The 25,533-nt window shown below is 70.0% G+C and carries 11 protein-coding genes; 2 read left to right on the top strand and 9 right to left on the bottom strand.

The features are described 5' to 3' along the window. Window positions 1-31 precede the first annotated feature (31 nt). The 8 genes from WMF42_RS26940 to WMF42_RS26905 all read right to left on the bottom strand — a co-directional run bounded on the left by WMF42_RS26940 (window position 32) and on the right by WMF42_RS26905 (window position 13,588). Window positions 32-6,082 (bottom strand): AAA family ATPase, encoded by a 6,051-nt coding sequence (locus WMF42_RS26940; protein WP_437685636.1) that lies wholly within the window; start codon window positions 6,080-6,082, stop codon window positions 32-34. Between the two features lie 242 nt (window positions 6,083-6,324). Beyond that, window positions 6,325-7,479, bottom strand: a complete 1,155-nt coding sequence (locus WMF42_RS26935; protein WP_437685634.1) for an endo-1,4-beta-xylanase — start codon at window positions 7,477-7,479, stop codon at window positions 6,325-6,327. Between the two features lie 275 nt (window positions 7,480-7,754). Next, on the bottom strand, window positions 7,755-7,955 hold the full coding sequence (locus WMF42_RS26930) for a DUF6289 family protein (RefSeq protein ID WP_233561009.1): 201 nt from the start codon (window positions 7,953-7,955) through the stop codon (window positions 7,755-7,757). Window positions 7,956-8,288: 333 nt separating this feature from the next. Beyond that, on the bottom strand, window positions 8,289-9,698 hold the full coding sequence (gene purF, locus WMF42_RS26925) for an amidophosphoribosyltransferase (protein WP_437685632.1): 1,410 nt from the start codon (window positions 9,696-9,698) through the stop codon (window positions 8,289-8,291). A 149-nt stretch (window positions 9,699-9,847) separates the two neighbouring features. Continuing rightward, entirely contained in the window at window positions 9,848-11,098 is a 1,251-nt protein-coding gene (locus tag WMF42_RS26920; protein WP_437685630.1) for an ATP-grasp domain-containing protein, read from the bottom strand. Next, window positions 11,095-12,039, bottom strand: coding sequence for a hypothetical protein (locus WMF42_RS26915; RefSeq protein ID WP_437685628.1), 945 nt, complete (start codon window positions 12,037-12,039; stop codon window positions 11,095-11,097). The genes WMF42_RS26920 and WMF42_RS26915 overlap by 4 nt, the downstream gene beginning before the upstream one ends. After that, entirely contained in the window at window positions 12,036-12,971 is a 936-nt protein-coding gene (locus tag WMF42_RS26910; protein ID WP_437685626.1) for a cysteine synthase family protein, read from the bottom strand. Before WMF42_RS26910 ends, WMF42_RS26915 begins: the two co-directional genes overlap by 4 nt. 35 nt (window positions 12,972-13,006) lie before the next feature. Continuing rightward, on the bottom strand, window positions 13,007-13,588 hold the full coding sequence (locus WMF42_RS26905) for a phosphoribosyltransferase family protein (RefSeq protein ID WP_061605696.1): 582 nt from the start codon (window positions 13,586-13,588) through the stop codon (window positions 13,007-13,009). A 1,376-nt stretch (window positions 13,589-14,964) separates the two neighbouring features. On the opposite strand from WMF42_RS26905, the gene WMF42_RS26900 reads away from it, so the two are divergent. Together WMF42_RS26900 and WMF42_RS26895 are read left to right on the top strand one after the other, a co-directional pair. Further along, window positions 14,965-21,630: an RHS repeat-associated core domain-containing protein gene (locus WMF42_RS26900; RefSeq protein WP_437685624.1), complete on the top strand. Its 6,666-nt coding sequence runs from the start codon at window positions 14,965-14,967 to the stop codon at window positions 21,628-21,630. 1 nt (window position 21,631) lies between these two features. Further along, window positions 21,632-22,024: a hypothetical protein gene (locus WMF42_RS26895; protein ID WP_155798891.1), complete on the top strand. Its 393-nt coding sequence runs from the start codon at window positions 21,632-21,634 to the stop codon at window positions 22,022-22,024. A 674-nt stretch (window positions 22,025-22,698) separates the two neighbouring features. On the opposite strand, the gene WMF42_RS26890 is transcribed toward WMF42_RS26895, so the two are convergent. After that, a complete protein-coding gene (locus WMF42_RS26890) occupies window positions 22,699-25,449 on the bottom strand; it encodes a lanthionine synthetase LanC family protein (RefSeq protein WP_437685622.1) in 2,751 nt (916 codons plus the stop codon). Window positions 25,450-25,533 lie beyond the last annotated feature (84 nt).

The following is a 25,533-nucleotide window of genomic DNA, read 5'->3' as shown; positions in this document are numbered from 1 at the left end:
TGGCTCCCACGCGCCGGCGCCCGGGGGACGCCTACGCCGGGGAGGGCAAGGCGCTCGGGCCGTCCGCGTCCGCTTCGAGCTCCGCCGGCTCCAGCGGGAGCTCCACGAGGAACGTGGCGCCGGCGCCTGGCCTGCTCTCCACGCGGATGGAGCCGCCGTGCGAGGTCACGATCCAGCGGACGATGTAGAGCCCGAGGCCGAGCCCGCCGAAGTTCTTGACGGACACCGCGCGCTCGAAGCGCTCGAAGATCCTGGCGTGATCGGCCTCGGCGATGCCCATCCCGTGATCCCGGATCGAGAGCAGCGCGCGCCCCTCGTGCCGGCGCACGACGACGTGAATGAGGCCACCGGCGCCGTACTTCATCGCGTTGGACAGGAGGTTGACGAGGACCTGCTCGAGGCGCGACGGATCCCAGCGCCCGACGACGGGCTCGTCCAGATCGAGCTGGACGGGACAGCGCGCGCTCGCGAGCTGCTGGCCCATCCGCTCGACGACCTCGCGCGCCAGCGCCGCCAGATCGACGGGCGCGCGCGCGAGCGTCAACCGCCCGGCGTTCAGCCGCGTCACGTCGAGCAGCTCGTCGACAAGGCGCCCGAGGCGCGCGATCTGGCGGCCGATGACCTGGAGCGACGCGTCGATCCGCTCCGGGGCGACCTCCGCGCGCTGGTAGCGACCCAGCAGCCGCGAGATGAGGTGCGCCTGCATCTGCAGCGACGTCAGCGGGGTCTTGAGCTCGTGCGAGGCGACGAGGAGGAACTCGTCCCGCCGCCGGATCGCCTCCTGGGCCTCGGCGTACAGGCGGGCGATGTCGAGCGCCAGCGCCGCGCGGCGCCCCAGCTCCTCGGCCAGCCGCAGCTCGTCGGGGCCGTAACGGCGCCGAGGCGTGGTCGCCAGCAGGGTCATCACCCCGAGGCACCGGTCGCGGGCGAGGAGCGGGACCCGGAGCCAAGCGTGGATGTTGAGCTGCTCCAGGAGGCGAATGACGCGCGGATCGAGCTGGTGCACCTGCTGGGAGAGCGGCGCGGTGGCGCCCGTCGCCCCGCCGGACCCGGCCGATGGCGCCCCCGAGAGGCGCAGCGCCTCGATCAAGGCCTCCGCCTGCTCGCCGGGCACCCCTGCGACGGCTGCGCCGCCCGGCGCGCGGTCGTTCAGGGCCGCGTCGACGATGCACTGGTCGGCGAGCTCGGGCACCGCGAGCTGCGCCACGCCCTCGATGGTGGCGCCGTAGCCGAGCGTCATCAGCTTCCGGCTCGCCTCGGCCAGGAAGCGCTCGGCCCGCTCGGTCCTCTTGCGCTCGGTGATGTCGGTGGAGATGCCGCAGAGCGCGCGGGGCGTGGGCCCACCGCCGAGGGGGAATTTGAGCGACAGGAAGGTGTGCGGCCCGTCGTTCAGCGGAAGCTCCTCTTCCCACTCCATCGGCGTGCCCGCCTCGATCACCTGCCGGTCGTGGTCCCGGATCGCCTCGGCGGTCGGGGCAGGGAGGAGCTCGGCGATCGTCTTGCCGAGGATCTCCTCGACGGGCAAGCGCAGGGTGTTGCTCATGTGCCGGTTGGCGAGCAGGTGTCGGCCCTCGCTGTCCTTGACGTAGATCGCTGCCGCCGAGTTGTCGACGATGGCCTGGACCATCTGCTGGTTCGCCTTGAGCGCCTGCTCCGCTCGCCGCCGCTCCGCGTTCTCCTGCTCCAGCTCCGAGAAGAGCATCGCGTTCTCCAGCGAGATCGCCGACTGCGAGGCGAGCAGCTCGAGGACGCTGAGCCGCGCGGGCGTGAAGGCGCCGGTGACGAGGTTGTTCTCCAGGTACAGCAGCCCGATCAGCCGCGCCTGACGCACGATCGGGAGGCACAGCACCGATCTCGGGCGCTTGCGCCTGAAATACTCGTCCTCCATGAAGCGGTGCCGGGCGGCGGCGGCGTCGTCGATCAGCACGCGCTCGTGGCTCCGGCGAGCGTAGTTGAGGACGGACTGCGGCAGCGCGCCCGGAGGCGCCTCGCCCGCGTCGAGCAGCCGCACAACGCCCCCCGGCGCCTCGACCGCCGCGGTCCACAGCCGCTCACCCCGGGCCAGGACGACGCACCCCTCCTCGGCGCCCGCGTGCTCGACCGCGAGGCGAAGCAGCGTCTCGAGCAGCCGCGGTAGCTTGAGCTCGCCGGAGATGCTCTGCGCGGCCTTCACCACGGACAGGACGTCGAACTGCTCGGCGCGGACGGCGAAGGTGATGGTGGGGGCGATCGGCCTGCGCTCGACGAGGTGGGGGTAACGCTGATCGAGCTGCTCCACCTTGGCGTGGGCGCCCCACGCCAAGTAGCCGGCGCGGGCCCTCCGCAGGTAGGCGTCGGCGGGCGTGGTGACGCCGCGAGCGCGGTAGAACCCCGCCGCGAGCTCGCAGGCGATCGCCTCGTGCTGGACGAAGCCGCCCTCCCGCGCCGACGCGATGGCCTGCTCGTAGAGCGCGATGGCCTCCATCCCGTCCCCCAGGAGCCGCGCGATCTCGGCGCGGACCAGGGCGTGCTTGTGAAGGAAGTTGTCGGGGCCGCTCCTGGCCCACTCGCCGAGCTGCCGCTCGCACTCGAGCAGCGGCTCGGGGAGCTCCCCGAGCGGCGTGGGGCGCGTCTCATCGCAGAGGGCCGCGTGCGAGAGCGCGAGATAATAGAAGTTCTCGGCGGTGACCGCGTGCGGCTCGTGCCTGAAGGAGTGCTCGACCTTCACGCGGGTCGCCGCCGCGACCGCCTCGCCGGGGGAGCCGAGCACGAAGAGCGCCTGGGCCCTCGCGCTGTGATAATGGTTGAGGACGGGCCGCAGAGCCCGCTGCTCCAGCCACGCCTCGAAGGCCGGCGGATCCAGAGAGGACCCGTCCAGCGTCGAGAAGCGGACAGGCCTCCCGCGCAGCATCTGGATCATGGCGTGGCAGCTGAGGAGGGCGCAGTACCCGAACGCGTGACCGAACCCGCGCACGAAGCCGAGGCGCTCTTCGACCTCGTGGAGCACGTCTTCCAGCGGCTCGCCGCCGAGCAGCTGGAACAGCGCCGTCCAGACGCCGTTGACGCACGCCATGTTCAGGTTACCGGACTCGACCGCTGCGCTGAAGCCGGCGCGCGCGGGCGGATACGTCTCTCTGTAGTGGCGTGTCCAGAACACGACGTGATGTCCGAAGAGGGTGAAGGCCGTCGATCTCGTGGTGAGCAGGCCGCTCGTCTCCGCCAGGTCGTGGCCGAGCTTGCCGAGCCGGTACGCATCCCTGTATCGCCCGGACCTCGGGCCGAACATCCTCGCGAAGGTGGTGTACGCATGCGCTGACGTCTCGGCGTTGCCGTGGCGCAGGCTGAGCTTGACCATGCGCAGGGCGACGAGATAGTGCAGGTCCGGGTCCACGAAGAGCGCAGGCCCGATCATGCCGTCGAGCACGCTCATCGTGATCCTGGCCTCCGGGTGCGTCATGGGGGGCAGGTGGATCAGGTCCTCGATGGACCGATCGCCCAGGGCCTGCCAGAAGCTCTCGGTCTCCTCCTCGATCTGGGCGCCGGCGGGGTGGAGCGGCAGATCGATGTCGCAGGCGTGGAGCCACGATAGCCCGATCTCCACGGCGCTGTCGCATTGCCCGCGGGTCAGATGGAAGGGAAGGACGAGCGCGACGACGGCGGCCGTCTCGCTCCGGGTCGTCGCGCGATCGCGGAGCTCTTCCAGGAGCCGCTCGGCCTCCTCGAAGCCGCCGGTGATGTACGCGGCGTGCGCGCGCTCGAGGGTCAGGGCATAGGCCAGCTCGTGCTGCGTCTCCCAGCGGTCCGGCGCGAGCAGGGAGAGGCCAGCGGCGAAGAGCGCGGCGGCGGACTCGTAGGCCACCGCCGCCTTGGCCTTCCTGCCGGCGCGCAGGTTCAGCGCGGCGAGATCGTCCCGCTCCGCCCGGGAGCGCAGGAGCGCGGCGCCGCGGTTGAGGTGGCCGACGACGTCGAAGAGCGCGTCGTCGCGCTCCTCCGCGCGCTGCGCCCTGAGGAGCAGCCGCCCGATCTCCAGGTGCATCTCGGCGAGCTGCGCCGCGGGGATGAGCGAGTATGCGGCTTGCTGCACCCGGTCATGGAGGAATCGATAGCCCGTGCGCCGGTAGAGGAGCAGCCCCTCCCGCGCCGCCTCGTCGAGCGCCTCGCGGAGCTCCTCCGCCGGGCGCCTCGCGACAACCGCGAGGGTGTCGAGGTCCACGCTGCTGCCGAGGCACGCGGCGAGCTTCAGCGCGTCCTGCGCCGGGGCCGAGAGCCGCTTCAGCTTGCCCGCCATCAGCTCGACGACGTTGTCGGTGAACCCCTTGTCGCGGATCGCGGCGATGTTCCATCGCCACCTGCCCTCCTCCGCGTCGAAGGTGATGAGCCCCTCCTGGTGCAGCGCGATCAGGAACTGGAGCACGAAGAAGGGGTTGCCGCCTGTCTTCTCGTAAACCAGCCGCGAGAGCGGCTCGACCTGCTCTGCGGGCGCGTGCGGCGCGTGGACCGCCTCGGCGACGAGCGCCTCGACATGGGCGGCCGAGAGCGGCTCGAGGGCGAGCTCGGAGATGGCGGCGCCGCGCTTCCGCGCCTCGGCCAGCGTGAGCCGCAATGGATGCGCGGCGCCGACCTCGTTGTCGCGGTAGGCGCCGATCAGCAGCAGGTGCTCGGACCCGGCGTAGGTGGCGAGCTGCTCGACCAGCTGGAGGCTCCCCGCGTCGGCCCACTGCAGGTCGTCGAGGAAGAGCGCCACGGGGTGCTCCTTCGTGGCGCACGCCGCGACGAAGCGCTGGAGCGTCGCGTGCAGCCGGCTCTGGGCCTCGGTGGGCGGCAGCTCGGGCACGGGCGGCTGGGGGCCGAGGAGCAGCCCGAGCTCGGGGAGCACGTCGACGAGCAGCCTCCCGTCAGGGCCGAGGGCCTCCCGCAGGTGCTGTCTCCAGCGCCCGACCCGCTCCTCGCTCACGCCGAGGATCTCCTGCACCAGCGCCCGGAACGCCTGATGGAAGGCGCGGTAGGGGACGTTCCTCGCTGTCTGATCGAACTTGCCGGAGAGGAAGAACCCCCGCTCCCGCACGATCGGCCGGTGCAGCTCGGCGACGAGCGACGACTTCCCGATGCCCGCGTAGCCCGCCACGGTCACGAGCTCTGGCCGGCCCTGCGCCACCACCCGCTCGAACGCGGCGCGCAGCGCCTCGACCTCGCGCTCGCGCCCGTACAGCCGCTGCGGGATCTGGAACCGGTCCGAGATGTCGCGCTGGCCGAGCAGGAAGGCGTCGATCGTGCCGCTCGCCCGCCATCGGGCGAAGCACTCGTCGAGGTCGCGCCGCAGGCCGGCCGCGCTCTGGTAGCGCTCCTCGGCGGCCTTCGAGAGCAGCTTGAGCACGACCGCGGACAGGAGCGGCGGGATCGAGGGGACGAGCGCGTGCGCCGGCGGCGGCACCCGCGCGATGTGGCAGTGGACCCACTCGACGGGATCGCCGGCCTGGAACGGCAGGGTGCCAGTCAGCATCTGGTGAAAGGTGACGCCGAGGGAGTAAAGATCGGTCCGCTCGTCGATCCAGCGGTTCATCCGGCCTGTCTGCTCGGGCGCCATGTACGCCAGGGTCCCCTCGATGAGCCCGACGTGCGCGAGGTGCGGGCTCTCGCGCTGCGAGAGGCAGGCGATCCCGAGATCGGTGATCTTCACCTGTCCGGTCTCGGGATTGTAGATCAGGTTCTGGGGCTTGATGTCCTTGTGGATGATGTGGTGACGATGCAGCTCGGCGAGCGCGTCGGTCAGGCGGAGGGCGAGGGGGAAGAAGCGCTCGAGCGGCATCGGCCCGCCGAGGAGCCGTTCGAGCGAGCTGCCGCCGAAGTCCTCCAGGACCAGCGCCACCTGATCGCCGAACGGCTCGAGCGCGTGAGGCTGGACGATGGCGGTCGACGCCTCGATCGCTCCGGCGATCTCGTGCTCGCGGCGAAGGCGCCTGAGGGCGTGAGGGCTCGCGTGGTCGCGTCGCAGGACCTTGAGCACCACCGGTTGGCCGTCATGTCGACGGCGGGCTCGGTACAGGACCGTATCGGCCCCTTCATACAGGAGCTCCAGATCGACATAACGTGAACTGGCCAGCATACAAGGCGCTCTGGAGATTGCAGAAGAGGCTCCCCACCCCTCACCGTCGATGTTGCCAGAACCACCGCGCTGCGCCACGGGCAAACGAGGCGGCCCTCGCGCCGGTCTGCCCGCGACGACACGCGAAGGAAGGGCCTGACGCGCGCGCTCAGCCGGAGCTCGGGCCCTCATTCCCGCCGTGGACGGCCGGCCCGGCAGGGCGCCGCGGCCTGGAGGCGCTCGCGCTCACAGCGCGCGGGGGATCACTCCCCGCGACCGAGGAAGTCCATCAGCCAGGCCATGGCCGGCCGCTGGGTGCCGTCCGGGTGCAGGAGGCCCGTGTTGCTCCGCCAGGTGGAGCCGACGACGTAACCATACAGGGTGATGCCTTTGACAGCGCTGTGGTCGTGGAACATCGTGAGCTGCTCCTCCATCACCTGGCGCTGCCTGTCGTCGTCCGCGAGGTCGATATCGTATTCGGTGATGTAGACGGGCAGGCCCGTCGCGGCGAGCCCGTCGATGTACCCCTTCACGGTGCTGGTGTTGATCTTGTACGCGTCGTGCGCCTGCGCGCCGAGGGCGTCGACAGGGGCGCCCGCGTCGAGCAGCGTCTTCACCAGCTCGACGAAGCGTGCATGTTCGACCTCGTACTCGATGTTGCTGTAGTCGTTGAGGATCAAGGTCGAGCCCGGGCAGAGCTCGCGCGCCCATTTGAAGGAGTTGACGATCCAGTCGTGGCCGCTCGCGCCCTCGCCCCCGATCGCGTTCTTGAAGGTAGGCGTCGTGTGGGGCGGCGGCTCGTTCACGACGACGATGTACTCCGTGTCGGGGTACCGCTCGCAGAACGCCTGCATCCAGTCCCGCACGGCCTGCCGCATCTCATCCTCGGAGAGACGCCCGAACCAGGCCGGCATCGGCGTACCCCACACGAAGGCGTGCTGCATGAAGGGGATGCCGTGGGCCCGCGCGTAGTCGTAGACCGGGTCGAGCCTGCTCCAGTCTCGAACACCGCGGGACGTCTCGATGGAGGTCCACCTGCCCACGACCTCGGGCGTGATCTGGTCCCAGTACCGGATGAAGTCGTCACGCACGACGTTGTTCGTCGTGATGTTGCCGACGAACTTGCGTGTGCTCGCGCCGCCCGAGCCGCCCGAGCCGCCCGTGCCGCCGCCGGAGCCGCCGGCCCCGGAGCTGCTCGTCCCGGAACCTCCGGCGCCGCCGTCGCCGGCGCCGCCATCGCCGGAGCCGCCCGTGCCCGCGCTGCCCGTGCCAGCGCCGCCGGTCCCGGTCGTGCCGGCGCTGCCGCCATGGCCACCCGCTCCCGTCGAGCCGGCTGCGCTCGATGAGCCGCCCGGACCGGCGCCAGCCGCGTCCGTCCTGCCAGAACAGCCGGAGAGGGCCGAGATGGCGACAGCCATCCAGGCGGCGCCGCACAACCATCGAGAAGAACGATTCTTTTTCATGGCATGCGCTCGTGGGCTGAAGGACCGTGCTCGGCAGCTTCCAGAGGAAAAATCAATGGGCAGCAGAACGAGCTGGAGAGCACGCGCCCCGGAGATCGACCCCTGGTGTCCCCACTGGCCGTCGGATCGAACAGGATCCGTGGCGCGGAGCGATCTATACACGGTCACGAGGGCAGGAGGAAGGTGAGGTGCGACGGCGCGCGTCGCCGTCCACCGCCGGAGCGCGGCGGTCAGGGAGGAGGCGGGGTGCAGGTGAAGCAGCCGCCACACTCGTAGTGCGACGTCTTGCTGCCCCACGCGATCTGGTTGTTGCAGCAGTCACGACCGTACTGGCCGACGACCGTCGTGTAGCTCTCGTCGCTGTAGTAGGTGCAGTTTGCCCCGGGCGCCGCCTCGCTCGAGGGGACGAGCAGGGCAGTGGTTCCGAGCATCGCTGCACCTGCCGTCAGGGCAGCGAACAAGAGCCGCAAGCGGGTAGCAGTTCCGAGTCGACGCATGGACGCTCCTTTCGCGATGGAGGCCTGTTCCGGCCCCCCGGTTCATTCGAGATACCTTAGACCGAGCGCTCGACACGGGCAAGCGCCACGGCCGGAGTGTCCTGTCCGCGCCATCTGCAGATCCATTCATTCAGCTCGGTCCGGTCGGCTCGACGCGCTTCACGATATCTTACTCAACATTGCATTTCTTCATGATCGCGTCGCGCCATGGCGCCGGCGCACCTCCGCGCCCGCGCGAGCTCGCATGGCTTCGCGAGCCCCTGGGGCTCACGCCACCAGGGCCGGCTCCGCCGGGTACAGGCCGGTGAAGCAAGCGTCACAGTAGCTCGGCGCCGCGGGGTCGCGCCCGGGCTCGCCCAGCGCCCGGTAGAGGCCGTCGAGCGAGAGGAAGGCGAGGCTGTCGGCGGCGAGGCGCGCCGCCGTCTCCTCGACGGAGGCGCTGCGAGCCCTCCGCGCCTCGCACCCCGGCGTGCTCACGCCGTAATGGCAGGAATGCGCGAGCGGCGGCGCGGCGATGCGCAGGTGCACTTCACGGGCGCACGCGGCGCGCACCATCCGCACGAGCTCGCGCGCGGCGCGCTCGCAGCTCAAGGCGTCGTCGACGACGACGACCCGCTTGCCGGCGATCTCCCGGCAGCTCACGTTGTACCGGAGCCTGACGTCGACGCCGCGGCCCCGCTGCGCCGGCGCGACGGCGCTCCGGGCCACGGGGTAGCTGCGGTGGATGCCGGGCTCGAACGGGACGCCGGCCTCCGCGGCATAGCCGAGCGCGGACGGCACCCCCGCGTCCGGCACCGGCATCACGAGGTCGGCCGCGACGTGGCTCTCGCGCGCGAGCTCCCGGCCGATGCGCTTCCGCGCCTCGTAGACGGAGCTGCCGTCCAGCACCGAGTCGGGGCGCGCGAGGCGGACATGCTCGAGGAGGCAGGGCCGACGACCCCGGTTTTGCGTGATGCGGAGCGATCGCGGCTCGCCGCCGTCCAGCACCACCAGCTCGCCCGGCTCGACGTCGCGCACGCGCTCGGCGCCGAGGAGCTCGAACGCGCAGGTCTCGGACGCGAGCAGGTAGGCGCCGTCGAGGCGACCGAGCGAGAGCGGCCGCACCCCGAGCGGGTCGCGCGCGCCGAGCAGCGCCTCGCGCGTCAGCGCGACCAGCGCGTAGGCGCCCTCGACCTGGCGGAGGGCGTGCGCCAGGCGCTCGGGGAGGGTGTCTCCGCGCGCGACGGCGACCAGGTGGACGAGGACCTCGGCGTCCGTCGCGGAGCGGAGCAGCGCGCCGCGCTGCGCGAGCGCGCGCCGCAGGGCGGCGGCGTTGGTCAGGCGGCCGCTCTGGGCGAGCGCGAGGCCGCCGAGGTCGAGGTCGACGAGCAGCGGCTGGCCGCCGCGGCGCTCCGGGTCGCTCGCGATCGCGCCCGCGTTCTGCCCGATGGCGGCGTGGCCCCTGAGCCGGCCCCTCGTCGCCTCGCTCAGGAAGATCTCGCCGACCAGGCCGACGCCGCGGTGCGCGTCGAACCGCCGGCCGTCGCAGGCGACGACGCCGGCCGCCGCCTCGCCCCGGTGCTGCAGCGCGTGGAGCCCGAGCGCTGCGCGCGCCGGCGCGTCCGCGTGGCCGAACACGCCGACGACGCCGCCCTCGGCGCGCGGCCCGGGGCCGGCGAGCGGGCTCGCCGGGGCCATGTCGCCCCGCTCCTCCCGGAGGGCGCGTGTCCTCGGCGACCCTCCGTCTGCGCAGGCGCTGCCCTTGATCATGACCGTGCCGTCACGCTCCTCGTCCGAGGTGTTCGCATGTTCTGACTCGCTGTCGCGGGGGACGCGTCCGGATGATGCTAGTCGAGCTCGTAAAGGCCGCTCAGCTCCAGCGCGCGTATCGCCTCGTAATCCCTGCGGAGGACCTCGGGGTCCTCGTGGATGAGGTAGACGTGGCCTGACGAGGTGAACGCGTCGACTGTCTTCCTCAGGCGCGCGCCGGGACGAGCATAGAGGCACATGTCGAAGAACGACGGCAGCCTCCGGATCTCGTCCAGGCGATCGACGGACCGCAGGACGCCATCGCGAGGGACGATGAGCGACACGTACCGCAGCCGCTTCGTCATCCGGTAAGGGACGCCGACCCTCCGGAGGAGCTCCGCGGGGCGCACGTAGGCCTCGACAGCGAGCTCGACCTGGTTGCGCTGCATGCACGCCGAGACAGCGGCGGGGATGATCGACCCGGCCAGCCGGGCGCCCGTCTCCAGCAGGATGGGGCCGCGCGCGGTCATCATGATCTCGCTGTGGGCGGGGCCGACCCGGACCCCGAGCGCGTCGAGGACGCGGACGACATAGCCCCGCAGCGCGGCCTGGGGCTCGCCCTCGAACGGCAGCGGCTCCTCCCAGTCGTAGATGCTGCCGGCCCCGGGCACCGTGCGCTTGTGGTACTGCCATATCTCCGCGACATGGTGCCTGCCTTCGGCGCTGACCGTGTTGACGAAGTACTCGGTCCCTTCCAGGAACTCCTGGGCAAGGACGTCGCGGTTCTGCCGGCCCGTGACGCTCCTGCTCGAGGTGATCCGCTGGAACGCCGCGGCCACCTCCGCTTGCCCCCGGCAGAACATCACGTTGTCCGACCCGGAGCTGTCGACCGGCTTGAGCACGACCGGCCAGCGCCCGAGCGCGGACGCCCACGCCTCGACGTCGTCCTGGCGCGCGGACCTGAGCTGCCGCGCCACAGGGACGCCCGCGCGCCGGAGCGCCTCGCCCATCTCGAACTTGTCGCGCCGCGCCCGGCTCAGCGCGGGGGCGTTGCACGCGAGCCGCATCCGCGCGGCGAGCGCGTCGCCGAGCTCGACCCCGAGCTCGCACCCGATCATGAGCAGCTCGACCCCGCGCGCGGACAGCGCCCGGGCCGTCGCGTCGACGTCGCCGTCGTGCGCCACGCTCGCGACGAAGTCGCCCGGGCGGAACGACGCGGCGCCGATCTCGGGGATCACCTGCGTGCTCTGCACATGGATGCACGAGAAGCCGTGCTTCCGCAGCTCGGAGGCGAGGTACTGGCCGGTCGAGTACGCGTCGACGACGGCCGCTGTTCTGGTGGAGTTCATCGCGGGCTCCTCTCCATCTTGTAACGAGCCACCACGCTGGTGGAGACCAGGAGGGTGATGAGGACGATCAGCGCGAGCGAGGTGAGCGAGAAGGCGATCCTGTCGTCGAACATCTGGAGCAGGAACGTCAGGATCGGCGCGGCTGTCACGATCAGGGCGACCGAGACCGGCTCGAGCCGCTGGATGCCGACCTGCAGCAGGTACAGCGGGAAGACGATGCCGATGAGGGACAGCGAGAGCGCCGGGATCATGATGTCGAGCCGGACGAGCGACCCCCCGATCGCGGCGCGGCTCAGCGCGAAGGTGACGCCGATGAGGAGGAGAAAGCGGACGGACATGATGGCCGACGCGCTGAGCCCCCGCTCGCTCAGCCTCTTGGAGTAGATGAGGCTCCCCGCGGCGAAGACGCCCGACGCGACGCCGCTGACGAGCCCGAGCAGCGTCCGAGCGCCCGAGACGGGGGCGCGGGCGATGGACGACCACGACAGGACGAGCACCGTGATGAAGATGCCTGCCGCGCAGCACCACTCGATCTGCAGCACGCGCGACTGCCGCCTGAGATAGCGCCCGAGGAGGATGGTGCAGATCGGCCCGATGGCCACGGAGATCCCGTTGACGAGCGCCGGCTCCACGTATTTCAGCGCGTAGAAGAGCCCGACCCAGGTCACCGCGGTCGTGAGGTTCAGCGCCAGCACGTCGGACGGCCGCTCGAGGGCGATGGCGACGAACCTGCTCCTCCGGAGCAGCTCCCTCGCCGTGAAGACCGCCCACGCGCTGGTGAAGCAGAGGAACATCAGCAGCATCGGGTCGATCCGCTGGAGGACGTTCCCCGCGTAGACGTCCAGCCCCGCGGAGAAGAGGCTGAACGCCCCGACCGCGACGACGCCCGCTGTGTCGACGCGGGGAGATGGGCGCCCGAGGGCCGCCGAGGCGGTCGTCACGGCGGGCCCCCCACACAGCCGTAGTTCCCGTCCCAGACGCTGAAATACTTCCACGCCGAGTCGAAGAGCACGGTGACGATGTTCTTCCCCGGTCCGAGCCGCCGCGCGTGCTTCAGGGCGATCGCGACGTTGCCGCCGGCGGTCGGCCCGACGAAGAGCCCTTCCTGGTCGATGAGGGACTTCATCATCGTCCAGCCTTCCTCGCCTGACACGACCTCGACGTCATCGACCAGGTCCTCACGGAGGACGCTCGTCAGCTTCCCGGGGCCGAGCCCCATGAGGTTGTGAGAGCGCGGCTCGAACGGCGCGCCGTGGCGCCTGGCGTGGAGCGGCGCCGACCTGTCGACCTCGATGGCGACGGTCCGCATCGCGGGGAAGCTCGCCTTGAGCTCCTCGGCGATCCCCGAGAAGGTCCCGCCGGTGCCGATGGCGCAGATGAACAGATCGACCACCCTGTCCAGGGCGCGGAACGCGCCGACGATCTCGGCGCCGCACCGGCGCCAGGCCTGCCGGTTCAGCGGGCTGGTCGACTGATCGATGAAGTAGCTGCCAGGGTGCTTGCGGACGTACTCCCGGGCCTGCTCCTCCGCGTAGGTGAGGAACGACCCGCTGTGCGTCTCGATGATCTCGGCGCCGAACGAGCGCATCTGCGTCTTGCGCTCGATCGTCATCCCGGCCGGCATGAAGACGACCACCTTGTAGCCCCTCTCCCTGCCGGCATATGCAAGGGCCGCACCCCCGTTGCCCGTCGAGCACTCGACCAGCGTCATCCCCGGCTCGATCAGCGCCTGTCGCTCGAGCTCGTGAATGATGTACGCGAAGATGCGATCCTTGTGGCTCCCGGTGGGGTTCTTGAACTCGCACTTCGCGAAGACGGCGGCGGCGTCTGCCTCGCAGACCCGCCGCAGCGGGTAGAGCTCCGTCGGCGGCATGTGTCTCTCGCTGCACATCGTTCGACGCGCCTCCATCAGGCAGCCCGACGCGCGTTCGAGACGACCCTGGTCCGGCGCAGCGAGGGATCGATGGTCACCTGGATCAGCGATTTCACCTCGATGCCGAACCTGGATCGGATGAGCTCGGATCCGCGGTTGTCCACCTTCTCGACAGCGACGAGCACCTCGACCACGAGGGCTCCGGCCGACTGGACCGCGTCGATGAGCGCGGCGAGCGTCCCGCCGGTGCTGATCGTGTCATCGACGATGACGACCCGATCCCCTGCAGATATCCCGTTCACGTACAGCTTCCCGGCGAAGTACTCCGACGAGATCGGGACGGTGAGGGAGTGGGTGAGATCGTAGCTGTACCAGCGGGCGACGGCGAGCGGCAGCCGCTTCGTGATCGCGACGACGGCGCCGAGGATGGCCCCCTTGTCCTCTTCGACGAGCAGCTTGTCGGCGCTGAACGCGCCGAGGCCGCACAGCCTGTCCCGCACCTCGAGCAGGACCTCGGGCCTCAGGGCAGGCTGCTGATCGGTGAACTCGTTGACCGTCGTGTAATGCCTGCCGCTCTGCACGGCGGGGGCGTTCTCGTACACTTGTTCCAGGAGCATCGGTGGAAAGACCCTTGGTTCATTGTTGCTGTCCCGTGCGCGCTCGGCGCCATCGGCTCAGGTGTCCCGCTGTCTCGATCTTCCAGGCGGGGACCGTCGCTCCCTCGGCAGGGCGGCGCAGGGCGCCGCGGCGCCGGGGTCGGCCGTGCGTGCGCAAGCCGGGCGCGCGCTCTCCGTGCAGCGGAGCGCCCGGCGTGCGCTGGATGGTGGAGCAACCCGCGTGCCGGCCCGTGGGGGAGGGCGGCGCCGCGGCGAACGCGCGGGGTGTCAGGTCCCGGGAGGGCGCGCGGGCACGCAGGGTTGCGCGATCGAGCAACGACCTACCGATGCCGCCCTGTGAGAGACTCCGCCCCTCGCGGGCGCTCGCGAGCGCTTGGCGCTCTGCAGGGGCGGCGCGTGGCGAGAACCGTTTGGTGGAATAATGTGAGAAATTGCGCGGTGGATGTGTCTGCCTGGGCCCGGTGCGTCGGACGGACGACCCCTTCCGGCATCGGGTTGTCTTTTCTCGTTCCTGGGGTCGTTCGGCAGCTATTGGCAAGGATTGACGCCACGAGGCGGGCGTAAGTACCGTCCGTGAATGCGTGGCGTTGCACATACGCCGTTGATTGGCTTGATGCTTGAAGTCACTACCGGCTTCGCGAGCTCGGCAAGCGCGCAGCCGCTCGGTGCGCCTCGGCCGCCTTGCGCGAAGGCCTCCCGTCGCACGCGCTCACCGCCGCAGCTACGGTAGGTCGCACCGGCGGTTGGACGCCAGCAGCGGGGGTTCGCGATCCACGAAGCCCGCGGAGTCGTCGCGCCGGGCGGTTGGACCCACGGAACCAGGGCGACCAGGAGGCCGCGGATCCATGCCCACGGTCGTGCCGTCCCGGCAGCTTGCGGAGTGACACTACGTGTGCCCGGACGTTTACAGGCGAGCATCCAGAATGACACTACGTGTGCCCGGACGTTTACAGGCGAGCATCCAGAATGACACTACGTGTGCCCGGACGTTTACAGGCGAGCATCCAGAATGACACTACGTGTGTACGTTTGTTCGCAGTGCGGTGTGCTGGTGGACCTGCGCGCCTGACCTGAGAGGCGCGCGCCCATGCCGCCGAGGACTGCTTGAACCCGGTGAGCGCCGCAAGGGACACACCCAGGCGATGGGCGGGCGATGATGTCGATGCACCGTCCGATCGATCTCGCCTTGCTGCGCTCCAGCGCGGCCCGCGGAATGCGCTATCGACACAGCGCAATCCTGCTGTGCGTGTATGTCGGCCGGGCATAGGTGCTCCGACGAATGCCTTGCGCTCATCATAGGCAAGGAGCATCGACTCGAGATCAGCGGTTGACTCGGGCTGCCGTGCCATGGCCTCCTCGATACGAGGGAGGCTGCGATGGCGCTCGTTCTTCGACGCGTTCTCCGGACGATCATCCCGCTCTTGATGTTTCTCGCTTGCGTGCTCGCGCAGGGGGGATGCCAGTGCGCCTTCGGCGGTCCGCCCCTGGAGACGCCTCCTGGCCTCGTCGCCTGTCGGACCCAGGGCACACACGGCCCTGCGACGCCCCGCCCCGCGCCGGAAGTCGAGACCGTCGCCGCCGGCACCATTCCGGGGACGTTCTCCATCTCCAGCACCGGGGAGGCCGTGTATGCGATGGAATTGACAACCGTGCCCTCCCGCGCAGGCATGGGACCTCGGCTCCAGCTCGTCTATCGCAGCGACGCCGGCGACGGCGTGCTCGGCGCCGGCTTCTCCATCGCAGGGCTCTCCGCGATCACGCCATGTCCGAGCAACCTCGCGCAGGACGGGGAGATCCGCGGCGTGAGGTACGACGGCGAGGACAAGCTCTGCCTCGACGGCCAGCGCCTCGTCCCCGTGGGAGAGGGGCCGGGAACCATCGAGTACCGGACGTTCCCGGATACCTTCGTCAAGGTGGTCGGGCACTATCCTCCGGAAGAGGCTGCACCCGCCGAGGCGCTCTTCTTCGACGCGCACCTGCCGTCCGGCCGTGTCGTCGACTACGGGCGCACCGAGGGCAGCAAACCCCTCGCGCGGGGCGGCGTGCCGCGCGCGTGGCTCGCGAACAAGGCCCGCGACGGGCGCGGCAACGCCATGACGTACGCGTACTGCGTCGCCGAGGCGGAGGACGGCCACGCGGCCGAGTACGCGGTGGACGAGATCCGCTATACGAGCTTCGAGGGCACGCCGTCGCTCGCTCCTTCACGGGCGGTGCGCTTCCTGTATGGGACGAAGGATCCGGCCGCCATCCGCACCGGCTACTCGGGCGGCATGGCGCTCCAGCGCTCACTTCGCCTGGAGGAGATCCAGATGCTCGGCCCGGGCGATACCCTGGTCCGGCGCTACGGGTTCGGCTACGAGCTCAGCCCAGCGACGAGCCGCACGCTCCTGACCCAGGTCGAGGAATGCGCGAGCGACGGGGTTTGCAAGCCCGCCACGCGGTTTCAGTACAGCCGTGCCAGCCCTGGGTTCAAGCGGCTCACGACGGACATCGGCAAGCCGGTCTCCGAGAGGGCGAGTCCGATGGTGTTCGACGTCGACGGCGATGGGCGCGACGACCTCGTGATTCCGGACATTGTCGCGGCGCTCAGCACACCGAGCAACCCGATCACCGCATGGTTGGCGGCGCGGAACCTCGGGCCCCGCGCCTCGCCGTCCTTTCTCGCACCCGCGGAGCTCGCCTTCCTCGAGGAGTGGCCGACGGTCGCCGATCCGATCGGGTCCTCCGACCCGGCCACGCTTCAGCCAGAGCTCGGGACGGTCCTGGACTACGACGACGATGGGCGCATGGACGTCCTGCTCCACGACGTCTATGGTGCCGAGGTCACGTGGCATGTGCTCCTGTCCCGGCCGGACTGGACCTTCGCGCTCCATGACACGGGCATCCGCAGGCCCTTTCCGCTCAAGAGCACGCCTGCGCCGCCCAGCTTGAGCAGCCCCGGCGCGTCGATGCACCTCGCCGACCTGGACGGCGATGGCGTGCCGGATCTGATCCAGTGCGAGGACCACGCCCGCGAGGGACAGGCACCGCTCCCGCTCGCTGCCGTGTGGACCGTCCACATGTGGCGGCCTGCACGCGGCGTGACGCCCGCGGGATTCGACGCCACCGGCGAATCAATCGAGCTGCTCACCGGCTACCCCTGCGATACGGAGTTCCACACTCTCGACGTTGACGCCGACAGCAAGATCGATCTCATCGTTCCGTCCTTGAAGCGGTTCGGTGACGGGACGGTGCTCACCGGTTCGAGCTACGACGCGATCATGCGCCGGGGTGATGAGCGCTGGGAGGTGTTCGACACCGCGCTGCCCGTCGTGGGCCCCGGGGGCCGGGTCGCCTTTCTCGACGTGAACGGCGACGGTCTGCCCGATGCCGTCGAATCCGGCTTCAATCACCACCAGCTCACCACCTACTTCAACACGGGGCCGACCTTCGTGCGCTCGCCGTTCCGCACCGTCGACGCGTTCAGCTTCGGCGATCTGCTTGATTTCCCGGATCAGGACGCGTTCTTCCGGTTCGCCGTGCCGCTCGACTTCAATGGCGACGGGCGGCAGGACCTCTTGATGCCCGTCCCTCCGGGCATGCTGCTGGGCGGCTCCGATGCGCTGCCATCGTGGGCCGTTCTGCTGGCGACGGGCGACCGCGAGGGACCGCCGTTTGCGCTCGCCGACCCGCGGGTGCCGTTCGAGGCCAGCCTCGGCGATGCAATCACCCTCGCCGATCCACGCGGGCCGCGCACCGGCGACGTCAACGGGGACGGGGTCCAGGACGTGATCCTGACGCTCGGCGGCCTGTTCACCATCTTCCAGAGCCTCTCGGCCGATCAGGATCTGCTGGTCGCGATCTCCGACGGAATGAACGCCCGCGAGCCGACCGAGCCGGGCTTCGTGCCCAACGTGAGCATCTCGTACGGGCACCTGACCGACGCGGCGGCGGCGGGCGACAGCGCGGAGGATCCAGCGCGGGAGGGCCCGCTCTACCTCGCGCGTTCCGGCGCGGCGGACGACTGCGGCCATCCGCGCCGCTGCGTCGTGGGACCTCGTCGGGTGGTCAGCGCGTACGCGCTCAACAACGGCGCGGATCGACAGCGGCGCTTCGAGGTCAGCTACCGCGACGGGCGCTATCACCGGCTGGGCAGGGGATTCCTCGGGTTCGGGGAGCGGATTGTCACCGATCTGGACACGGGCGCGGCGACGATGGCTGTGTACGACCACGTCACGTACGACGACGAGCTCCAGGTCTTCCCCTTCGCAGGGCGCGTCCAGCGGACGTGGCACTGGGCGCCGGGGTTGCCCACCCAGCCCAGGCCGGAGCAGATCGAGCTCTCGTTCGTCGACGTGAAGCGGACGCTCGTTCCGACGAACGATGGCGCCACGTACTTCACGCTGCCGACCGAGCGCCGGGTGAGGCGAGCGCAAGGGATCTCTCCGCCCCCGCGCGGCGAGCCGCCCACGATCGAGGCGTACGTGCGGCAGGTCGAGGGCGGAGGCGGCGGCGCGGTGCTGCTTCGCGACTCGGTGTCGAAGGTGACCGAGTTCGATGAGCTCGGCAACGTGCGCGCCGAGGAGGTCTCGACGAGCGGCGTCGACCTCACGTTCAACGTCACGCGGGCGTTCAAGAACGACACCGAACGCTGGGTCCTCGGTCAGCTCCAGACGCAGACGGAGTGCAGCGCCGCAGCGGGGATATCCCAGTGCCGGACCCTCACGCGGACCATGACGATCTACGGCGAGGTCGACACCGAGTCCACCGAGAGCGACGACCGCCTGCCCGACACGAAGCTGAAGCTCACCTACACGCACGATGACTTCGGCAACATCACCGGCGTCACGGCGGAGGACGCCTTCGGTCACCGGCGGACATCCAGCACGGAGCTCGACGACGAGGGCATGTTCCCCGAGAGCTACGTGAATGCGGTCGGGCACACGACGATCGTGGAGTACGACGACGCGCTCGGCGTGCTCCTCAGGCGGGTCGACCCGAACCAGCTCGCCACGGAGTGGCAGATCGACGGGTTCGGGCGCCTCGGCGTCGAGACACGCCCGGACGGCACCACCACGACGATCGCGCTCTCGCGCACCAAGGACGGTGGCCCGGACCAGGACGCCTGGCGCGTGACGGAGCGAAGCACCACGACCGGCGGCGCCGACGACACGATCGAATTCGACAGCCTCGGCCGCCAGATCCGGTGGTGGTGGTACGGGCCCCAGCCGGAAGCGGCGCAGGGCTCGGGCGAAACGAAGCGCATCATGCAAGAGATCGGGTACGATGCATCGGGCGAGCACATCGCGCGGCGCTCGGTGCCGGTCAGCGAAGATACGCCCGAGCGCGAGAGGCTGTACGAGCGCTACGAGCACGACGCCCTGGGCCGCGAAGTGCGCGTCACGACGCCGTGGAACGCGGTCACGACGACGGATTACGATGGCTTGCTCGTGCGCGTCACCGACGCGCTCGACCACGTGACCGTGACGGCGCAGGATCCGCTGGGGCGAGCCGAGTCCGTCACCGATGCAGCCGACGGGATCACCCGCTACGGTTACGGCCCGTTCGGCTCGCTGCACACGGTCACCGATCCAGGCGGCGCGGTGACGCGCATGACGCGCGACGCGTTCGGCCGCGTCCGGCAACTCGACGACCCCGATCGGGGTACGACGCGCTCGATCCACGACGGCTTCGGCGAGCTGATGTCGTCGACCGATGCGCTCGGGCGCGAGACCACGTGGGAACACGACGCGCTCGGCCGACCCGACACGCGCGTGGACCGTCACGGCGCCGAGCTTCTTACAACGAAGTGGACCTGGGACACGGCGGCGCACGGGATCGGCAAGCTCCACACGATCACGAGCCCGGATGCCGACAAGACGTACGGGTACACCCGCCTCGGCCAGATCGAGACGATCACGCTCCGCATCGACGGAGAGGGCGCTCCCCTGGGAGCCAGGCTGGACTACGACGATCTCGGTCGTATCGATACGGTCACGTATCCTGCGCCTTCCGGCGCGGCGTCGTTCGTCGTGGCCCACGACCACGACGCGCACGGCCATGTGCTCGCCGTGCGCGACAGCCGGACGAAGGCCGCGTACTGGCGCTTGACGGACGTGGACGACGCGGGGCGCTTTCGAGAGGAGGTGTTCGGCAACGGCGCGGTCACCACACGGAGCTACCACGCCGACAAGCAGCGCCTCGGACACGTGGTGACGCAGAGCGGCGCGACCGAGGTGCAAGACCTGGACTACGGGTATGACGATCTCCTGAACCTCACACGCCGCACCGATGCGCTTCAGCGCCGGAACACGACGGAGCGCTTCCGGTACGACGCGCTCCGGCGGCTGACCTGCGCGTACTTCAGCGAGGTGGAGAGCGCGTCGGCGGCTTGCGCGGTCCGCTACGACTATGCGCCGAACGGCAATCTCACCTTCAAGTCGGACACCGGCACGCTCGCTTATGGCGATCCGCTGCACCCGCACGCCGCCACCGGCGCAGCGCTCTTGACGGGCAGCTTCGGCTACGACGCTGTCGGAAATCAGATCGCGCGCCCCGGCGGCACGGCCGTGCGCTACACGCCGTTCGACCTGCCGGAGCGCATCACGCAAGGCACGAGCACGGTCACGTTCGCCTATGACGGCGACCAGCAGCGGATCCGCAAGACGACACCCGAGAAGGAGACGCTCTACCTCGGCGATCTGTACGAGCGGGTCACCGATGCGGCGTCGGGCACCGTGGAGCATCGGTATTACGTGCACTCGCCGGAGCGGGTCGTGGCGATCGTGACCCGGGGAGGCTCGGACGACGGTGTACGGTACGTGCACGTCGACCACCTCGGCTCGGTCGATGCGCTCACCGACGAGGACGGCGACGTGATCGAACGGCGGAGCTACGATCCGTTCGGGCAGCGCAGGAACCCCGTGTGGGGAGAGCCCGCGCCGGCGTCGTTCACCAGCAAGACGACGCAGGGGTTTACCGGGCACGAGAGCGAGGACGAGATCGGGCTCGTGAACATGAAGGGCAGGATGTACGATCCCAGGATCGGGCGGTTCTTGACCACCGACCCGATCGTCTCCTTCATGTTCTTCGGACAGAGCTGGAATCCCTACAGCTACGTGCTGAATAGCCCGCTCAACTTTGTCGATCCGAGCGGGTTCGAGCCGGAAGACCAGGTCTTCAATGATCCGGAGTTCCACAACGATCCGGAGGTGCGTCGCATCCTGAGTTGCAGCGGGCTCGAATGCAACCATCCCTTCTTCAATCAGGTAGAGGGGCCGCGTGAGGCTGCGGAGGTCGGCGCGGCGGCGGCGCCGGTCGACGTCAGCACGACCGGAAGCGCCTCCGGGCATGTGCCGCAGCCGGTGACCACGGCGCCGGTCGACTGGTCGCAGAACCCTTATGTGCAGATCGAGGGAGGGTTCATCGCCGGGTTGCTGCTCGGGGCGGTTCCCTTCGCCGGCGTGGGGCATGGGCTGCTGGACGCCGCGGGCGTGCTGGCCCATGGGACGCCGGAAGCCAGGATGGGGCTGGCCATCGGGCAGATCGTGGGTGGGCTCGCCGTCACGATCGGGGGCTTGACGGGGGAGGTCTTCGGGGGCATCACGAGCGCCACCGGGATCGGCGCGACGATCGGTGTGCCTGCGATCGCCGTGTCGGCCGGGCTCGTCGTCGGTGGGGTCGGCAACATCGCGGCGGGGCTCCAGGGCCTGTCGCAGGCGCTGATGTCGCAAGGGTCGGGCAATATAGGCCCGCCGGGAACGACGCCATCCAAAGAGGGACCAACTACACTCGAACCCGGGCCCTTCGCGAAGGAGTCAATTCCTGCCCATCGAGGTCGGCCGACCGCCAGCGAGCAAAAGCAGATCAATAAAATAATGGATAAGCGCGGGTGCCACACATGTGGCACCAAGGACCCGGGAACGAAGAGCGGGAACTCGATTGCCGATCACCAACCACCACAGGCGCTTGGCGAGCCCAGAGTGTTTCTTCCGCACTGCAATCACTGCAAGGCGCGCCAAGGTGGCGAGGTTCTACGCGAGCTGAGAAGAAGAGAACAATAAAATGGAGACAACGTACACTCCACCGCATCCCATCATCTTTTTCTTCGATCCATCAAACGAGAACATGGAGGTGCCGGCATACGATCCTGAGCGCGTGGTCTCTTTCAATACATCGTGCGTGTCGATTCGCACAATATCCGACGTCGATGGGGACGTAACCGTGACTCTTGATGTGAGGGGCCCGCTCGGGACGCGCGTCGGTGGCGTCGAGGTCTTTCGTGGAATCCTCGACACTCCTGGTAAAACAGTGGCGCTGGTGACGTCCGAGAACCAAGTGCTGATCGAAATGAACGTCAATCGCTTCAGGGTGCCTGTCAGAGTGTTGGTGGATGATGAGATGCACCCTGCCAGAATTCGGATCGAGATTCTTGATGCTACTGCGAACGTTCCGTAGCTTGTCTGCCAGCGGATGTAGACGGCCAGGTGGAGGGAGGGTTCATCGCCGGGCTGTTGCTCGGGGCGGTTCCTTTCGCCGGCGTCGGGCATGGGCTGCTCGATGCCGCGGGCGTGCTGGCCCATGGGACGCCGGAAGCCAGGATGGGGCTGGCCATCGGGCAGATCGTGGGAGGGTTCGCCCTCACGATCGGGGGCTTGACGGGGGAGGTCTTCGGGGGCATCACGAGCGCCACCGGAGTCGGCGTCGCGATCGGTGTGCCTGCGATCGCCGTGTCGACCGGGCTCGTCGTCGGTGGGATTGGGAACATCGCGGCGGGGCTCCAGGGCCTGTCGCAGGCGTTGATGTCGCAAGAAGGGTCGGGCAGCAAGAGCCCGCAAGGGACGGCGCCAATTGCAACGGAGCGAGGACCGCGGAGGTTCTCACCCGAACAGCGCGAACGAGGTCTTGAGCGTGCGCGAGACGCGGATGGTGTGCCGTGGTGCGAACACTGCGGCACTGAGCTAACGACAAATCCTCGGAAACCCAGTACCTACGAGGTAGATCACCGACCTCCGCCCGGTCGCCCATCGGGAGCACGGACAGGGGGCGCGTGGGGGTCATGGGGCACGCTACCACGCGCACCGCTCGGCCTCGCTCAGGCTGGGACACCCCGGTCCACGGCGCTCGCGCGTTCACGTGGGCCTGACCCCGTACAGCCTCGCCAGCAGCGTCGACCGCCAGCCGTCGCGTGTGCCGACGGCCCGCAGACCGTCCTGGATACCGGCGAGCCCTGTCATGTAGCCCATCGGCGTCGCCCCGGGCAGGCTGCCTGCGCGCACCCTCGCGGCAGCGCCGATGTCTCGCTCGACCCGCGCGCGCAGCGCCCCGGCCGCGCTGCTCCCGGTCATCTCGGCTGCGACGCTGAAGCAGAGGAGCTCACCCGTCATCCCGTGGCACAGGCTCAGGTTGTCGCTGCGCAGGTCCGCCGGCCCCAGCGCGCGCGCGATCTCGTCGACGAGCCTCGCCAGGGGCGGATGGTCCCGTCCGATGACGGCGATCGCGCTCAGGATCCCCGAGATGCCGTGACACCACCCCGTCGGCAGCAGCTCCGCGCCGCTGCGGCTCGCGTGCGCCTGGATGAAGCGCCTGTCCTGGAGGAGCTCCGCCGCGAGCGCCTCGGCGATGCCCTGCATGCGCCCGACGAGCGCGGACGATCCGAGCGATCGCGCCAGTCGATAGCCGGTCAGGAGATCGCCCGCCACCCCGTGGGCCAGCCCCACGAACCTCCTCCGGCGGAGCATCGAGCCGAGATCCTCGCAGGACAGGACCTCGACGATCCGGTTCGCGACGCGCGAGGCCGACCTCGGGAGCGGAATCTGCATCTCCTTCAACGTCACCAGGCCAAGCCCCACGCCCAGCAAGCCGTCGATGACGTCACCCATCTCGAGCCCCTCGGCCGCGCGGCACGAGAGATCGGCGAGCGCCGCGGCGAGCTCCTTGAGCGCCCTGCAGTCCTGCGCGGCGCACACAAGCGCGACCCCGGTGGGGCCCGTGAACAACCCCCTCCCGGTGCCCATCAGGTAAGGGCCCCTGTCGCCCGCGGCCAGGGCGACGAGCGACACCCGAGCCAGCTTGCGCAGCCCGCCCCAGGCGCGATTTCGTCGCGCGACGGCCCCTCGCGTCCAGGCATGCATCACGCCGGAGCTGCCCTCATAGAGATCCGCGCCGGCGCCGTCCGCGATCCAGACGCCGTCCTGGCACTCTCTCACGGCGTGCGCCCGCGCGACGCCCTCGCTCTCCTCCACGCCGTCAAGGATCCCGGAGATCCACGCCGCGGCGTCGTCAGCGGAGCGCGCGACAGCGCGCTCGTCGACGAGCGCCTCGGCGCTCGCCGGGAACATCGCGGCGATGCTGTCGCGCAGGAGGAGCACGCTCCTCGGAATGGAGGCCTCCCCGAGCCCCATCACGCATCGATCGACGCGGTCACGCGGCGGCGTGAGCGTCGCGACGGGCCGGCCGGAAGCGTCCTCCAGGGTCGAGCCGTCGAACGGCTGGTAGAAAGCGGGGAACAGGCCCAGCCCGAGCGCCCGCACCTCGGACCTCAGGATCCCGAGCGGGAAATGGGGCGCGCTCTTCCGCAGCTTCGCATGGGCATACGCGCTCGAGACGGCTCCGCCGGACCACGCATAATCGAGGAGCTGACCATAGGAGCTCGTCGCGCGGAGGACGACCCGACACTTGCTCCCGCGGAGGCCGGTCGCGATCTGATCCCGCAGCCGCGCCCGATCGGCCCAGAGCTGTCGCGCCGCCCGCTCGTAATGCGCCTCGAGCGCCCGCAGCCACGCGGGCGAGACGGGCTCCGGCTCCGGCGCGGGCTGCTCCTCCTCGACCAGCTCGGGCCGATCGCCCTCGGCGCCCCTCCAGACCGTGCGGCGGAGCTCCAGCGCGGAGAGCGCCGTGCCGCGGAGCATCCCGGCGAGCACGCGGCGCTGCTGGGCTCCGAACGGCAGCAGCAGGCTCTCGTCGATCGACGGGTTCGCCACCGCGCGGCACGCGAAGCGCTCGTCGAGCTGCAGCGAGCCGATCACCTCGCTGTCGATGGGGACGAGCTGCCCCGCGATCCGCAGCACGTTGTCCCTGTGCAGATCGGCGATCCCGACGCGCTGGGTCAGCGCGAGCAGCGCGCCCAGGGCCCGGGGGTCCGGCGGCGCCCACCCCTGGTCCTCCTCGAGGAATCGGACGAAATGCTTGTCCGCGCTCACGTCGACGAACATGTCCTCTGCCCGGACCGGAAAATCCGGGACGAGCTCGCTCATGCGCTCGAGGACCACGCGGTCGCAGGCCGAGGAGCGGTGCTTCAGGATCCAGCGCTCGTCCTCTCCGAAGCTCAGCTTGACGTGCTGCGCGCGCCACGAATGACCATCGTCATCCAGGAACTCGATGCCGGTCACCTGCGCAGGCGCCTTGCGCAGCGCATGCAGGTCGTCCGCGCAGGACTGCACGCTCGCCCGCATGCGCGAGACGCCCCCGATCAAGCTCGCGGCGGCCACCGGGTGGCCGGCGAGCAGCGGCGCGAGGAGCCGCTGGCCGAGCACGCGCTCGAGGAAAGAGCGCCGCCTCGCGCGCTCGCATTCGCCCGCGAGGAGGCCGCGGTCGCGCGCGAGGTGCAATCGCTGGAGGAGGATCCGATCGCACGTCAGCCGAAAGAGCCTGAGCAGGGCGGAGCGAGCGCTCGACAGCGACGCCGCCGTCTGGAGCTCGCGCGGGACGACGGCCCGCGCGCCGGCGGCGGCGTACACGTCGTAGAGCGCGTCGAACGGGCCGCGCGCGGGGGTGTCGGCGATGCCGCCGGAGCCTTCCAGGCCGCCGAAGAACGCCATCAGGAGATCCGGCAAGCCGCCGCTCCTCTGGGCGGCGAGAAACTCGGTCGGTGTCGGTGTCATCGAGAGCCTCCGTTCGGAAGAGCCATGTGCCGCGCCACGGGCGGTGAGCGCAGGGCAAAGCGATCCGGGTCGGCCGCGAGAGCG

This window comes from Sorangium sp. So ce176 (assembly GCF_051519835.1).
Classification (GTDB): Bacteria; Myxococcota_A; Polyangia; order Polyangiales; family Polyangiaceae; genus Sorangium; species Sorangium cellulosum_G.
The sequence above is the reverse complement of the archived record's forward strand: the minus strand, read 5'-3'. Positions and strand labels throughout refer to the sequence as shown.